A 14,100-nucleotide genomic window follows, 5' to 3' on the forward strand; every position below is an offset into this window, starting at 1 on the left:
CGCGGACGACGAACCGGGAGGAGCACGGACGTGGCCGAGAGCACCATCCAGCAGCAGCCGTTCGCGGGCTGGGAGAAGCCGGAGCTGGACCTCAGCAACGCCGAATGGCAGTCCAGCAGCCGAGGCCGGGGGGATGTCCAGATCGCCTTCGTCGAGGGCTTCATCGCGATGCGCAACAGCGGCCGCCCCGAGAGCCCGTCCCTGATCTTCACGCCCGCCGAGTGGGGCGCGTTCGTGTCGGGGGCGCGGGAAGGGGAGTTCGACCTGACCTGAGCCGCCGACCGCACCCGGCCCCGCCTCGACGGGCCGAACCGGCGGTGTTCGCCCTCAATTTCCGGACACGCGACCCACGGGACGCGGCCGGGGCCGATGCCTGAGCCAGGCTGGCCCCAGCAGGACACGGGTCGTATCCGGAGGTGGGACCATGAGCACCCTGCCGGTCGTCGCGGCGGTCGACGGTTCCGACGACAGCTGGCGCGCCCTGGACTGGGCCCTCGACGCCGCACGCCGTCGCGGTGCCCCCCTGCGCGTGGCGCACGTACGCCAGTACGACGCCTGGGCCCACCCCGGCGCCCCTGTCGTCCTCCCCCCGCCCCCGGACGAGGATCCGGTGCTCGCCGAGGCCCGCGCCCGGCTGGCGGGCACGGCGGAGGGGACGGAGGTGGAGTACGCCGGGCTGGACGGGGCGCCGGGCGCGCTGCTGCCGGAACTGGGGGCCGAGGCCGATCTGCTCGTCCTCGGGTCCCGGGGCCGCGGCGGCTTCGCCCGACTGCTGCTCGGCTCCAACGGCCTGACCGCCGCCCGGGACGCCGAGTGCCCGGTCGTCATCGTGCCGCGGCCCGGCCGCGAGGTCGACGGCCCACCGCCGCGGCCCGGCCCCCGCGTGGTCGTGGGCCTCAAGGTGGACGGCCCCGACGACGCCACCCTCGACCTCGCCTTCACCGAGGCCGCCCTGCGCGACGCCCGCCTGGAGGTGGTCGCCGCCTACCCCTGGCCCCTCCAGACCTGGGCCGCCCCCGGCGAGCTGCTCCCGCCGCCCGTCGACCAGCAGGCCGTCGAGCACGAGACGCGCACCCTCGCCGAGGGATTCCTCGCCGCCCACCGCGAGCGCCACCCCGAGGTCCCTGCCGAGCCCCGCCCGGTCCCCGGCGACGCGGCCGGCCACCTCGTCGCCGCCTCCCTCGAGGCCGACCTGGTCGTCGTGGGCCGTCACCGCCGCCGCCTGCTGGCCCCCGCCCGCATGCTGGGCTCCGTCACCCACGCGGTCCTGCTGCACGCGGCGAGCCCGGTGGCCGTGGTGCCGCCCGCGCCGGCCGAGGACCACTGACCACCCACGCGTCTCCGTCCCACCCACCGCACGTGACCTCCCGCACATCCTGGAACGGCACCACGTACCATGGCCGCATGTCGTTCCTCCGCCGCCGCAGCGCCACGCCCGCCGGGCCCGACTTCGACGTACTGGCCATGGACCCGGGCGACTGGCCCGGCAACCTCGGCGCCGGACTGCTGCCCGCCCCCGACGGCAGCTGCCAGGGCGTCTTCCTGCGCTACGACCTGTTCGGCGGCCGGGGCCCCGCGATGATCATCGGCAATCTGCCGGAGGGCTCCCCCGCCCGTGACGTCGCCGAGGGCGAGGTCCCCTTCGAGGTCGCCCAGCTGCTGCTCGCGCTGGAGAACGACGAGGAGGTGACCGTCGTCGGCACCGAGGACATGCCGGTGATGCAGGGCGACAACCTCCTGATCGTGCGCCGCCTCAAGCTCTCCGAGAGCCGCATCTCCTGCGTCCAGTTCGACCGCAGCGACAACGTCCTGGTGACCATCGCCGCCTGGGACCGCCCCATCACCGACGACCTGTACGCCCTGCTGAAGCCGCTCCCGGCGGAGCTTTTCCAGCAGGGCTGAGCGATCCGGAGGGCTCTTCCGGACCCCTAGACGGCCGACAGGCGGACGTCCGCCGCCCGGACGAACGCCACCCGGTGCCCGTACTGGATCTCGTAGTACAGCTCCTTGCCCACCACGACGCGGTGCGCGTCGGTGGCGAAGCCGCCCGCGTAGTAGTACTCGCCGGGCACCTTGCCGCCGACGACGTACTTCTGCCCCTTCGGCAGCCGGTACGGCAGCGGTGACAACGGCTGGGCCGGGACCCCCGCCGGATAGGCCGACGCCTCCGGATAGGCGCGGCCGTACACCGGGACGCTGTCCAGGCCGTCCTTCGGGGTCACCACCGAGCCGGACGCGGGCACGGCGGCCGGCTGCCGCGCCGGGTTGCGGAACCACGCCTTCTGCCCCAGGTACCAGATCGCCGTCCACTCGCCCCACCGGTCGGCCACCGCGAACCGCTGCCCGGTCGAGACCCGCGAGGAGAGGTCGTTCACGCCGGTCGTGGGGGCCGTGCCCAGGCCGACGTCCTTGATCAGCGGCGATGTCTCGTCGTGGTCGGAGTACAGCCGCACCGCGCCGGAGCCGTGCGCCGCGCACGGCTCACCCCGGGTGCGGCAGCCCGTGAACACCGGCCGGTTCGTCGTGTACTCCGGCAGGATCGTCACCAGCCCGCCGCCCACGCGGGCCGTGGCCTCCAGGGGCCGGCCCAGCAGCTCGAAGTAGTGCCGCCAGTCCCAGTACGGGCCCGGGTCGGTGTGCATGCCCGGCGCGGACGCCGCCGTCGCGCCGGGCACGGTGTCATGGCCGAGGATGTGCTGCCGGTCCAGCGGAATGCCGTACTTCGCGGCCAGGTACGTCACCAGCCGCGCCGACGACCGGTACATCGCCTCCGTGTACCAGGCGTCGGGGGAGGCGAGGAAGCCCTCGTGCTCCAGACCGATCGACTTGGTGTTGACGTACCAGTTCCCGGCGTGCCAGGCCACGTCCTTCGCCCGCACATGCTGCGCGACATGGCCGTCGGTGGAGCGCAGCGAGTAGTTCCAGGACACGTAGGCGGGGTCCTGGACCAGGTCGATCACTCCCTCCCAGCCGCCCTCGGTGTCATGGACGACGATGTACTCGATGGACTGCGAGGCCGGGCGGTCGCCCAGGTCGTGGTTGCCGTAGTCGTCGTCGCCCCACCGCGCGTACGGTGCCGGGACCCACTCGCAGGACACGGTCGCCGGGCACTCGGTGCCCGCCGCGGTGGCCGTCCGCATACCGCTGTGCCGCAGCTGGCCGGTGTCGGGCCGCAGACCCGGATGCGCCGGCAGGGTGACTTGCTGCCCCGCGTCCGTGGTGCGTCGCGCGCCGGTGCGGATCACCTCGTACACGTCGTTCGCGTAGGCGGCGCCCGTCGCGGTGTCGTCGGCGCCCGAGAAGCGCGCCACCGCGCCGTACCACTCCGCCGGGTCGGCGCTCAGCGGCTCGCCCAGGTCGCGCTGGGCGGCGGCGAGCAGGGCGGCGCCGCCGGAGATGTTGGCCACGGGATCGGCTCGCACCGTCTCGATGCTCACGCCGATCAGCTCAGCCGCCGACACGAGCGTCTTGAGCCGGGCCGGGATCTCCGCGTCGTCCGGGAGCGCCGCCGAGGGGCGCAGGGGCCGGCGCGCCTCGTCGCCGCGCGGGTCCTCCGCGCCCCCGCTGTGGTGCGGGGCCGTGGTCAGGGCGGTGCGGGCGTCGGTGAGGTGCATCGGGCCGTAGCCGCCGATCACGCTCGGCGCCCCGCCGTGCGTGTCCCAGCGGGACTGGAGGTAGGAGACGCCCAGGAGCACACTCTGCGGCACCCGGAACTGGGCCGCCGCCGCGGTGAAGGCGTTCTGCAGCGAGTCCGGCGGCTCGGGCGCGGGCCGGCCGAGGGGTGGTGCGGCGCCGCCCATCAGGGGCAGCAGCAGGGAGACCGCGGCGAGGGCGCCGGCGTTCCTGCGGGTGCGTCTGTGTCCGGTGAGGGTGCGGGGGTCGGTGACGGATCCTCGCAAGGCGGCCTCCTGAGGCGTGCGAGCGGGGCGGGCGTGCGGAACCGGACCTGTGTGCGCGGTACCGGTTTGTCCGACGATCCGTCAATCATGCCGACCGATGGGTCATTTCCCACGGTACGAGGGGTTCGGCGCGTTTCGTGGTGGTCCGGACAGACGAAGGCCCGCGGTGCGCCGCCGCTCTGGCGCACCGCGGGCCTCCCTCCCCTCAGCGAGTGCCGACCGCCGCCCGAACGGCCCGTCGGGCCAGCTGGCAGTCGTCGTGCAGCCGCCGCAGCAGCAGCCGCTGCTCCTCGCCGGACGGCGCGGCACCCGGGTGGGCCATCCCGGGAGCCGTCGGGGCCGTGTCGTGCATCGAACGCTGCACGGCCGTCTCGTAGGTGCGGATCTCCCGGGTCAGGACCAGCATCAGATTCACCAGGAAGGCGTCCCGCGAGGCCGGGCCCGCGGACTGCGCGATCTGGCTGATCTGCCGCCGTGCCACCGGCGCGTCGCCCAGGACCGACCACAGCGTGGCCAGGTCGTAGCCCGGCAGGTACCACCCCGCGTGCTCCCAGTCCACCAGCACTGGACCGGCCGGTGACAGAAGGATGTTCGACAGGAGGGCGTCGCCGTGGCAGAACTGGCCCATGCCCTGACGGCCCGCGGTCGCCGCGATGCCGTGCAGCAGCTTCTGCAGATCGCCCAGGTCCCGGTCGGTGAGCAGACCCAGTTCGTGGTAGCGGGAGATCCGGGCCGCGTAGTCCAACGGTGCGTCGAAGCTGCCCGCCGCCGGCCGCCAGGAGTTCAGCCGGCAGATCGCGGCGACCGCGGCCCTGATGTCCGCGCGCGGCGGGGCCTCCGTCGGATGCCGCTGGAGCGCCGCCGCCCGGCCGGGCATCCGTTCGACGACGAGTGTGCAGTTGTCCGGGTCCGCCGCGATCAGTCTCGGCACCCGCACCGGAGGGCGCTGCCGGACGAACGTGCGGTATGCGGCTATTTCATGCCGGATCCGCTCGGCCCATACCGGGGAGTGGTCCAGTAAACACTTGGCGACGGCCGTGCTGCGTCCCGTCGTGCCGACCAGGAGCACGGACCGTCCGCTGCGGCGCAGCACCTGCACCGGGGAGAACTCCGGGCAGATCCGGTGCACCGACGCGATCGCCGTGCGCAGCTGGGCGCCCTGGGGGCCGGACAGGTCGAGCCTCCCGCTGAGCGGTTGCGTGCCGATCCCCGCCGCGCGACGGGCCCGGCCCGCGCCGAGCGCGGGGGCCGCCGACCGCGCGGGGTCGAGGTAGGGGCCGCCGCCGCCCGGGCGAGGGTGCAGCGACCGGGGCGGGGCGGACACGGAGGACGATGCTGCGTACATGGGCGAAACAGATCCCTTCGTGTGCCAGAAGTCAAAACGCTGCCCCGACCGGCCTTCGCGGGTGCACCCTGGGGAATGTCCCTCGGCGACCGGGTCGGGGTGGCGCGTTCCTACCTGACACCCGATGCCCAGTGGCACACCATCTGGCGCACCCTGGCGAACCCTGGCGAATAGTCGCCCGGCAACTTTCACGGGGCTACTGTCAACTCAGCCGAGAACCTGGGGGCTTGACGTGAGCGGACAACCCAACACCCGCCTTGCGGACCTGTTCGGCCTGGCCGGCTGGTCCAAGGGTGAACTCGCGAGGCTGGTCAACCGGCAGGCGGCGGCCATGGGCCACCCCCAGCTGGCGACGGACACCTCCCGGGTGCGGCGGTGGATCGACATGGGAGAGATCCCGCGCGATCCGGTGCCGCGGGTGCTGGCGGCCCTGTTCACCGAGCGTCTCGGCCGTGTCGTGACCATCGAGGACCTCGGTCTGGTCCGGCACGGGCGTACGGGAAAACGGCCACGCGGCGGGAGTGCGGAACATCCCGACGGCGTGCCGTGGGCGCCCGAACGGACTGCCGCGGTCCTCACCGAATTCACGGGAATGGACCTCATGCTCAACCGACGCGGCTTGGTGGGCGCGGGTGCCGCGCTCGCCGCGGGATCAGCACTCAGCAGCGCCATGTACGACTGGCTGCACACCGACCCCACCCTCTCCGCCGACGCTCCCGTCATCGACCACCCCCTCCTGCACGCCGACTCCGCCGGGTTCGACCGCTACGAGGCCGCCCCCATCGGCAGGGAGGAGGTCGACGAACTCGAGCGCTCGGTGGAGGTGTTCCGAGCCTGGGACGCCGCCCGTGGCGGCGGCCTCCAGCGCAAGGCCGTGGTGGGCCAGCTCAATGAGGTGGGCGGCATCCTCGCCTACCGTCATCCGCCCCACCTTCAACGGCGCCTGTGGGGCGTCGCCGCCAACCTCGCCGTGCTCGCGGGCTGGATGTCGCACGACGTCGGTCTGGAGCCCACGGCCCAGAAGTACTTCGTGATCGCCGCCCATGCCGCCCGGGAGGGCGGTGACCGGCCGCGGGCCGGGGAGGCGCTCTCCCGGGCGGCCCGTCAGATGGTCCACCTGGGCCGGCCCGACGACGCCCTCGACCTGATGAAGCTCGCCCAGTCCGGCGCCGGCAGCGAGGTGCTGCCGCGCACCCGGGCGATGTTCCACACCATCGAGGCCTGGGCGCAGGCGTCGATGGGCAAGGGCCAGGCCATGCGCCGCACCCTCGGCCAGGCGGAGGACCTGTTCGTCTCCGACAAGAGCGACGTGGAACCGCCGTCCTGGATGCAGACCTTCAAGGACGAGGACCTGTACGGCATGCAGGCCCTGGCCTACCGCACGCTGGCCGAGTTCGAGCCGGGAGCGGCCGTGCACGCCCAGTACTACGCGCAGAAGGCGCTGGCGCTGCGGGTCGACGGACGGGAGCGGTCGAAGATCTTCGACCACCTGTCGATGGCCTCGGCCTGCTTCATCGCGGACGACCCCGAACAGGCGGACCGGTACGCCCGGCTGGCCCTGATGTCGATGGGGTCGAACTCCTCCCGCCGTACCTGGGACCGGCTGCGCCAGATGTACCGGCTCACCGGGGAGTACGCGAGCTACCCGAGGATCAGCGAGCTGCGCGAGGAGATCCGTCAGGCGCTGCCGAAGCAGAAGGGGGGCAGGCAGGGCGGCTCGGCCCAGGCATAGAGCAGCCCTGCGGTGCCCGGGTCATCCGGTGACCCGGGCGACGAGCACGCAGGCCTCGTCCTGCCGTTCCTCCGTCTCGCACTCCTCGACGACCATCCGCAGGCAGTCCTGTGCGGTGGGCGCCCCGGCGAGGCGGGGGGCCAGTTCGAGCAGGGGGGTCGGTTCACCGTCGCGGGGCACGAGTCCGTCGGTGTGCAGCAGGAGCAGGTCGCCCGTCTGGAGGTTCTCCTCGGCCTGTCCGTACTCGGCGCCCGAGGTGGCGCCGAGGAGAACGCCCTCCGGCGCGGTCAGCCGGCGCCCCGTCCCGTCGCGGAAGAGCAGCGGGGCGGGGTGTCCGGCCTGCGCCCACAGCAGGGTGCGGGTGCCGGGGAGGTAGCGGCAGCAGACGGCGCCGGCGAGGGCAGGCTGGACACCTGCGTCGAGTAACTGGTTCAGCCAGGACATCAGTTGGGCCGGCCGGGCGCCGGCCATCGCCATGCCGCGCAGGGCGCCCAGCATCATCGCCATGGTGGAGGCGACGGCCGGGCCGTGCCCGGTGAGGTCGCCGACGCTCAGGAGCGTCTCGCCGTCGGAGAGTTCGAGCGCGTCGTACCAGTCGCCGCCGATGAACGAGGTGGTGGAGGCGGGCAGGCAGTGGGCGGCGAGGTCGAGGGACCGGGGGCCCTGGTGCGCGAGCCGCAGGGAGCCGCGCCAGGGCGGCAGCACGGCTTCCTGGAGCTCGACCGCGATCCGGTGCTCGGTCTGTGCCACCTGCCGGTCGCGCCGCAGCGAGTCACGGGTCTCGCGCACCGCCCGCCGGCCGCTGTGCAGTTCGCTGACGTCACGCAGCACGGCCCACATGGAGGCGGTGCTGCCGTCGGCGTCGAGCACCGGTTCGCCCATCATGTGCACGGTACGGACCTCGCCGTCCGGCCGGACGACGCGGAACTCCCCGTCGATGGGCCGGGCGTCGACGAGACACCCCGTGACCATCGCCGTCAGCCGCGGCCGGTCCTCCTCCAGGACGAGGGAGGGTAATTCGTCGAGGGTGAGCGCGGGGGCGGCCGGGTCGCGGCCGAGGATCCGGCAGAGCTCGGCGGACCAGACGGCCTCGTCCGTCAGCAGGTTCCACTCCGCGGTGCCGACCCGGCTGAGCTGCGCGCCGCGCCGCGAGCCCGTCGGTGCGGGGGCGGCGGGCGCGGCCTCGGCGGCCGGCTCGGGGCCGTCCCGGAGCTGCGCCAAGTGCGCGTCCAGATCGTTGAGCTGATGCAGCGCCAGGTCGTAGAGAGCGCGCTGCCAGCGGCCCTGCGGGTCCGTTCCGTCGCCCTGTGCGTCCCGCCGTACGGCGTCCACGTCGCCCTTGAGTCGCCTCGTCTGCGTGATCAGCGCGTCGACCGGGCCGCGTCCTGGTGGCTGGGCGGCTGGGCGGTCCGCAGAGCGAGGGGACGGCATGACGCACTCCGATGCGGGGGACGGGACGGCCGGGGGGACGGAAAGGGCCGTTACGACTGTTGCACAGCCCGCGACTCCGTGTAAGGGATTTGGCAACACACGATACGGTGGTGCATCCGGCATATGCCACAGTCTTCACGGGGGGATCCCGGGGCCCGAACGGCGTACCCCGTTCCCCTGGTCAAGTCGTAGACAGCGTACGCGACTTGACGGATGTGACGGTGGCGCGGGGCGCACTTCACGCCCCTGTTCGACGGTCGTGTGTTCCATGGTGCGGGGGCGCTCTCGAGCGCGGCTGGGCGCGCGTGACGCAGCTCACATCAGTTACTCACGGGTTTCGCGTAATGCAAAACGCCCCCGCGAAGTCCTACAAGCATCACGCCGAAACGAACCGACGACCTCTCACCGCTGCGGAGATCGACCATGGACATCGCTCACGTCACCGTCCGACAGCCCGTCCGCGCCCAGCTCATCACCCTGGAGGAGCAGGAGCTCCCGGTCTCCGCCACGCTCCGCTACAGCGCCGCCGATCCGCTCGCGGTGCACCTCGACTTCCCGCCGGAGGCATCCCTGCACGGCGAGGCGGTCACCTGGACCTTCGGCCGCGCGCTGCTGGAGGAGGGGCTCGGCGGTCCGGCCGGCGGCGGCGACGTGCACATCTGGCCGTGCGGACGGGCCCGTACGGTCCTGGAGCTGAACTCGCCGTACGGGCTGGCCCTGCTCCAGTTCGACACGGTCGCCCTGCGGCGCTTCCTGCTGCGCAGCTACGCCGTGGTGGCGGAGGGCAAGGAGGACGTCGGCGCGGCGGTCGACGAGGGGCTGCACGCCCTGCTGGGCAATGTCTGAGGCGCCCCTGTGTCAGCGGTACAGGTCCGGGCGCGGAGCGAGGCCGACGGTCACGCGCGTTCCGCCCTCCAGCGCCCGTACGCCTGCCTCGGCCACGGCCGAGGCCGCGTAGCCGTCCCAGGCGGTCGGGCCGGTGACCCGGCCCTGCCGGGCGGCGTCGACCCACGCCTGCACCTCGCGGTCGTAGGCGTCCACGAACCGCACCAGGTAGTCCTGCGGCACCTGGGTGCCGGCGGTGCCGCGCGCGGTCACCTGCATGCCGTGGTCGTCGCCGACCCGGGCGCTGCCCGCCTCGCACACCGCCTCGCAGCGCACCTGGTAGCCGAAGCCGCAGTTGACGAACACCTCGACGTCGACCAGGGCGCCGCCGTCGGTCTCGAACAGCACGAACTGCGGGTCGAGCAGGCCCTCGGGCGCGCCGGCCGACGGGCGCGGGCGCAGCACGGTGACCGCGGTCAGCTCCTGGCCGAGCAGCCAGCGGGCCGCGTCGATCTCGTGCGACACCGAGCTGTCGATCAGCATCGCGCTGGTGAATCCGGGCGGCGAGGAGACGTTGCGGTGGACGCAGTGCAGCATCAGCGGCCGTCCCAGCCGGCCGTCGTCCAGCAGCGCCTTGAGCCCGCGGTACTCGGCGTCGTAGCGCCGCATGAAACCGATCTGCGCCAGCCGCCGGCCCCGCCGCGCCTCCGCCTCGACCACGCGCAGCGCTCCGGCGGAGTCCGGGACCATGGGCTTCTCGCACAGCACGGGCAGACCGCGGGCGAAGGCGGCGAGCAGGGCCTCCTCGTGCGCGGGGCCGGGGGAGGCGATCAGGACGGCGTCGACGCCGGGGGCGTCCAGCGCGGCCGCCACCTCCGTGTGGACAAAGACGCCCTCGATGCCGGCGACGGCTTCCTTCGCACGGTCGGCGTCGAGGTCCGCCACCGCGGCGACCCTGGCCCCGCTCACCACCCGATCCAGGCGACGTATGTGGTCGGCGCCCATGTGTCCGGCGCCCAGTACGGCCACGCCCAGCAGGTCACCCACGTGCTCTCCCTCCGGCCGGCGATCACGCCGTAGCGTACGCCGCCGGAAAGGAGCACCGAGAGGTCAGTAGCGCAGCACGCCCGCGATGCCGTTGGCCTCGCCCAGGGTGCCGTCCGGGACGAAACGGACCTCGGCGCCGGTCTCCAGGCACTGCTCGACGATCTCGTCCACGATGTCGTCGCGGGCGTCCAGGTCGCCCGTCGCGGCCGGGATCAGATGCTCGCCGTCGTCCCGCACGGTGACGCGGTAGTTCTCCTCGACGGCCAGCAGCCGGACCCGGCCCTCGCGGGCGCTCTGCCACAGCTCGTCGACCCCGGCGGCGAAGGTGCGGTGGCCGCGGGCGGAGTCCAGCTCCCGGGCCACGGCGGCGGTGTCCCGGCGGGCCTCCGCGTCGTGCAGGGGGCGCACCGCCTGCCACACGGCCTCGGGGGTGGCGTGGGTGAGGCCGCCGTGCGGGACGTGCACGGCGTCGCGGGTGACGCCGCCCAGTTCGTCCAGCAGGGACAACGCCGCCTGCTCGCCGGTGACGTACAGCGGGCGCGGGTCCTCGCGCAGCAGCCGGCCCATCGCCGCGTCGGCGTCCTTCAGGAAGTGGCGGGTGTCCTCGTCGCGGAAGGTGCTCGGCAGGTCGCCGACGCGTTCCATGCGCTCGGCGTCGAAGTTCTCCCGGCTCCTGGTCTTCGGGAAACCGCCGGTGCGCTGCTCGGTGACCCGGTCGGCGCCACCGTTCCACAGCGTGACGCGGTCGGCGGAGACCGACAGCACCCAGAACGGCCGTTCGGAGGCCTGCGCCGAGACGAGGTTGCGGGTGAGGAAGGTGTCGGAGAGGACGATCCGCTCGGGCACGGGACGGGCCAGGGACCACACCTGGTGCTCGCCCGGGGCGGCGAAGATCACCAGCCCGTCCTCGGCGTGCGTCAGGTCGACCTCGGCCAGGGCCCGGTCCAGCTGCTCGGCGACGTCCGCGCGCCGCTCCCGGGTGACCGACGGATCGGCCTCCAGCTGTTTCTTCGCCTCCGCCACCACATTGCGCAGCCGCACCCGGTCCTGGGCGTTGTCGGGTTCCCGGCGGTGCGTCGGTGTCAGCACGGACACCGCGGGATAGGGGCGCGGGCGGCGCAGTTCGGAGAGGGTCGCGGGGCTGAGTGCGTGCTCCATGAACAGCACGATAGGCCGGATTCACCTATGGGGCATTTGGGGCGGATGGGATCTCTTCGCCTTCGGTGCGTGGCTGCCGGTGAGGGGGCGTCGCGTTCCCGCGAGAACCCTTCGCGCACGGCAGTGACGACGAGCCCGGCCGCCCGTTACCGTACGCGTCAGTAACCGGACGGCACCGCACCGCAGGAGGCACCCATGCCGCAGCTCGAAGTCGACGGCGCAGCACTGACGTACGACGACGAGGGCCCGCGTGACGGCGGCGGGGTGCCGCTGGTGTTCGTGCACGGCTGGACCGCGAACCGGCACCGCTGGGACCACCAGATCGCGCACTTCTCCACCACGCGCAGAGTGGTCCGGCTCGATCTGCGCGGGCACGGTGAGAGCGGCGGCGCGGGCGTGAAGACCATCGACGAGCTGGCCGCCGACGTGCTGGCCCTCCTCGACCACCTGAAGATCGAGCGGTGCGTCCTCGTCGGCCACTCGATGGGCGGGATGATCGCGCAGACCATCGCCCTCGCCCACCCCGGCCGCGTGGAGCGCATGGTGCTGGTCAACTCCATCGGCCGGATGGCCTACAACCGGGGCCGGGGCCTGCTGATGGCCGCCTCCACCCTCGTCCCGTTCAAGCTGTTCGTCGCCGCCAACATCCAGCGCGCCTTCGCCCCCGGCTATCCCCGCGAGGAGATCCGCGCGTACGTCAAGGCCTCCGCGGACACCCCGCGCGAGGTGGTCATGACGCTGTACGGCGCCATGCGCGCCTTCGACCTCCTCGACCGTGCCGGGGAGATCGCCGTCCCCACCCTGATGATCCACGGCTACCACGACATCCAGCTGCCGCTGAAGCAGATGCTGCGGATGGCCAAGGCCTACCCGGACGCCACCGTCCGCGTCCTGGACGCCGGTCATGAACTGCCCGTGGAGAAGCCGGCCGAACTGACCGCCGCCATCGACGCCTTCGTGCGCTGACCGCCCGCGCCGGCGGGGCCTCAGTCCTCCTCGTCGGCCCCGCAGGAACTGCCGCTCGGCGGCAGTTCCCCGTACAGCAGGAAGTCGTCGACCTTGCGGTGCACGCACTTGGAGGAGCCGTATCCGGTGTGGCCGTCGCCGCGGTTGTCGAGCACCACGGCCGACGGCCCGAGCCGCTCCGCCGTCTGCACCGTCCAGCGGTACGGCGTCGCCGGGTCGCCCCGGGTGCCGACGAGCAGCATCTTCGGGGTGTCGAGGTCCTTCACCTCGTCGCGGATGAAGTCGGTGCCCTTGGGGCGGCCGTAGCACAGCAGGACCTGGGTGAGGCGGTAGCGGCCGAAGACGGGGGAGGCCTGCTCATAGGCGGCGCGCAGCCGCTTGAGGTTCGCGACGACCTGGGCGGCGGTGGGGCGGTCGGGGTCGTCCGCGCAGTTGATCGCCATCAGCGCCGCCGGAAGGTTGTCCAGGGGCACGTCCTCCTCGTCGACCAGGCCGCCGCTGGGATCACCGCCGCCCGGGTCCTTCACGGGCAGCCCCAGACCTCCGGTGGCGAACGCCACGACCCCGCTGGTGTCGCCGTGCTCGACGAGTTGGGCCAGCGCCCGCTCCAGGGACGGCCACAGCTCCCTGCTGTACAGACCCTGACCGATGGCGCCCACCAGGTCCTGTCCGCTGAACGGCTCACCGAAGTCCGTCGGCACCGGGTCCTCGTCGAGGGAGCGCACCAGCCGCAGGACCTCCTCCCGCGCCTTGCGCGCGTCCTGTCCGAACGGGCAGGCGATGTCCTTCACGCACCAGTCGACGAAGTCCTCCAGCGCCATCTGCTGCCCCCGGGCGCCCGCGATCCCCTGTTCGGTCAGCGGCTCGGTCAGTGTGTCCACGCCGTCCAGGACCATCCGGCCCACCCGGCCGGGGAACAGGGCGGCGTACACCGCGCCGAGCCGGGTGCCGTAGGAGAAGCCGAGGTAGTTGAGCTTCTTGTCGCCGAGCGCCTCGCGGATGACGTCCAGGTCCCGTGCCGCCTCGACCGTGCCGATGTGCGGCAGCACCGGCCCGGAGTGCTCGGCGCAGGCGGCGGCCGCCTTCTTCAGCTGCTCCAGCAGCGAGCGCGGGTCGGCGAGATCGTCCGGGCCCTCGTCGATGGCCGCCAGCCCGCTCTCCTCACCGTCGCCGCAGCTCACCGGGGAGGACCGGCCGACGCCCCGGGGATCGAAGCTCACCACGTCGTAGCGGTCGGTGAGATCCATGAACTCCTTGGCCCCGTAGGCGAGTTCGGGGACCCCCGGCCCGCCGGGCCCGCCGAAGTTCAGCAGCACCGAGCCGCGCCGGTCGCCGGTGGCCCGGTAGCGGGCGAGCGCCAGGTCGAGGGTGCCCGCCTCGGGCCGGTCGTGGTCGACGGGCACGGTCACCTTGCCGCACTGGAGATCGGCGGGCATCCCGTCGCCCGTGCACTTCTTCCAGGCGATCTTCTGCTCGTGGATCCGGGACGGATCGGAACCGGGAGCCATGTCCGCGGCCGCCGTCGGCAGCGCCGCGCCCAGCAGGGTCAGCGCGGCGGCGGCGGCGAGCGCGCCGCGCCGCAGGGCGGGCCGCGTCGACAGCTTGGCCAGCATCAGTGCCTCCAGAGGCGCCCGGCGGCGGACCGGTGATCGGTGCCCTGGCCCACGATAGGCGGCGTGCGCGGGGCCCGCCTCCGG

At 73.2% G+C, this 14,100-nt stretch carries 12 protein-coding genes; 6 read left to right on the plus strand and 6 right to left on the minus strand.

What is annotated here, in order from left to right; translation table 11 throughout:
* Positions 1–30: 30 nt before the first annotated feature.
* The 3 genes from ALMP_RS02180 (at position 31) to ALMP_RS02190 (ending at position 1,902) form a co-directional block, all read left to right on the plus strand.
* Entirely contained in the window at positions 31–273 is a 243-nt protein-coding gene (locus tag ALMP_RS02180; RefSeq protein ID WP_264924249.1) for a DUF397 domain-containing protein, read from the plus strand.
* 151 nt (positions 274–424) lie between these two features.
* Entirely contained in the window at positions 425–1,327 is a 903-nt protein-coding gene (locus ALMP_RS02185) for a universal stress protein (RefSeq protein WP_264924250.1), read from the plus strand.
* A gap of 77 nt (positions 1,328–1,404) precedes the next feature.
* Positions 1,405–1,902, plus strand: coding sequence for a hypothetical protein (locus ALMP_RS02190; protein WP_264924251.1), 498 nt, complete (start codon positions 1,405–1,407; stop codon positions 1,900–1,902).
* Positions 1,903–1,928: 26 nt separating this feature from the next.
* On the opposite strand, the gene ALMP_RS02195 is transcribed toward ALMP_RS02190, so the two are convergent.
* Positions 1,929–3,899 carry an N-acetylmuramoyl-L-alanine amidase gene (locus ALMP_RS02195; RefSeq protein ID WP_264924252.1) on the minus strand — a complete coding sequence of 657 codons (1,971 nt, stop codon included), beginning with the start codon at positions 3,897–3,899 and terminating at the stop codon, positions 1,929–1,931.
* Between the two features lie 205 nt (positions 3,900–4,104).
* Complete coding sequence (locus ALMP_RS02200) at positions 4,105–5,244, minus strand: aminoglycoside phosphotransferase family protein (protein ID WP_264924254.1); 1,140 nt, start codon at positions 5,242–5,244, stop codon at positions 4,105–4,107.
* 232 nt (positions 5,245–5,476) lie between these two features.
* Here ALMP_RS02200 and ALMP_RS02205 point away from each other — a divergent pair, with 232 nt between their 5' ends.
* Positions 5,477–6,976, plus strand: a complete 1,500-nt coding sequence (locus ALMP_RS02205) for a hypothetical protein (protein WP_264924255.1) — start codon at positions 5,477–5,479, stop codon at positions 6,974–6,976.
* A 21-nt stretch (positions 6,977–6,997) separates the two neighbouring features.
* Here the strand turns inward: ALMP_RS02205 and ALMP_RS02210 are convergent, their stop codons facing one another.
* A complete protein-coding gene (locus tag ALMP_RS02210) occupies positions 6,998–8,407 on the minus strand; it encodes a PP2C family protein-serine/threonine phosphatase (protein WP_264924256.1) in 1,410 nt (469 codons plus the stop codon).
* Positions 8,408–8,830: 423 nt separating this feature from the next.
* Here ALMP_RS02210 and ALMP_RS02215 point away from each other — a divergent pair, with 423 nt between their 5' ends.
* Positions 8,831–9,253 (plus strand): SsgA family sporulation/cell division regulator, encoded by a 423-nt coding sequence (locus ALMP_RS02215; RefSeq protein ID WP_264924257.1) that lies wholly within the window; start codon positions 8,831–8,833, stop codon positions 9,251–9,253.
* 12 nt (positions 9,254–9,265) lie between these two features.
* On the opposite strand, the gene ALMP_RS02220 is transcribed toward ALMP_RS02215, so the two are convergent.
* Positions 9,266–10,279, minus strand: coding sequence for a Gfo/Idh/MocA family protein (locus tag ALMP_RS02220; RefSeq protein ID WP_264924258.1), 1,014 nt, complete (start codon positions 10,277–10,279; stop codon positions 9,266–9,268).
* Positions 10,280–10,342: 63 nt separating this feature from the next.
* Positions 10,343–11,437, minus strand: a complete 1,095-nt coding sequence (locus ALMP_RS02225) for a chemotaxis protein (RefSeq protein ID WP_264924259.1) — start codon at positions 11,435–11,437, stop codon at positions 10,343–10,345.
* 195 nt (positions 11,438–11,632) lie between these two features.
* Here ALMP_RS02225 and ALMP_RS02230 point away from each other — a divergent pair, with 195 nt between their 5' ends.
* Positions 11,633–12,403 (plus strand): alpha/beta fold hydrolase, encoded by a 771-nt coding sequence (locus ALMP_RS02230; RefSeq protein WP_264924260.1) that lies wholly within the window; start codon positions 11,633–11,635, stop codon positions 12,401–12,403.
* Positions 12,404–12,423: 20 nt separating this feature from the next.
* Here ALMP_RS02230 and ALMP_RS02235 read toward each other — a convergent pair whose 3' ends face one another.
* Entirely contained in the window at positions 12,424–14,016 is a 1,593-nt protein-coding gene (locus ALMP_RS02235; protein WP_264924262.1) for an alpha/beta hydrolase, read from the minus strand.
* Between the last annotated feature and the right edge of the window lie 84 nt (positions 14,017–14,100).

The sequence above is a fragment of the Streptomyces sp. A012304 genome (assembly GCF_026008495.1).
Lineage (GTDB): Bacteria > Actinomycetota > Actinomycetes > Streptomycetales > Streptomycetaceae > Streptomyces.

Coding starts and splice junctions, on each gene's coding strand:
- ALMP_RS02185 (WP_264924250.1), top strand. CDS start 425: ATGAGCACCCTGCCGGTCGTCGCGGCGGTCGACGGTTCCGACGACAGC.
- ALMP_RS02190 (WP_264924251.1), top strand. CDS start 1,405: ATGTCGTTCCTCCGCCGCCGCAGCGCCACGCCCGCCGGGCCCGACTTC.
- ALMP_RS02200 (WP_264924254.1), bottom strand. CDS start 5,244: ATGTACGCAGCATCGTCCTCCGTGTCCGCCCCGCCCCGGTCGCTGCAC.
- ALMP_RS02210 (WP_264924256.1), bottom strand. CDS start 8,407: ATGCCGTCCCCTCGCTCTGCGGACCGCCCAGCCGCCCAGCCACCAGGA.
- ALMP_RS02215 (WP_264924257.1), top strand. CDS start 8,831: ATGGACATCGCTCACGTCACCGTCCGACAGCCCGTCCGCGCCCAGCTC.
- ALMP_RS02225 (WP_264924259.1), bottom strand. CDS start 11,437: ATGGAGCACGCACTCAGCCCCGCGACCCTCTCCGAACTGCGCCGCCCG.
- ALMP_RS02230 (WP_264924260.1), top strand. CDS start 11,633: ATGCCGCAGCTCGAAGTCGACGGCGCAGCACTGACGTACGACGACGAG.
- ALMP_RS02235 (WP_264924262.1), bottom strand. CDS start 14,016: ATGCTGGCCAAGCTGTCGACGCGGCCCGCCCTGCGGCGCGGCGCGCTC.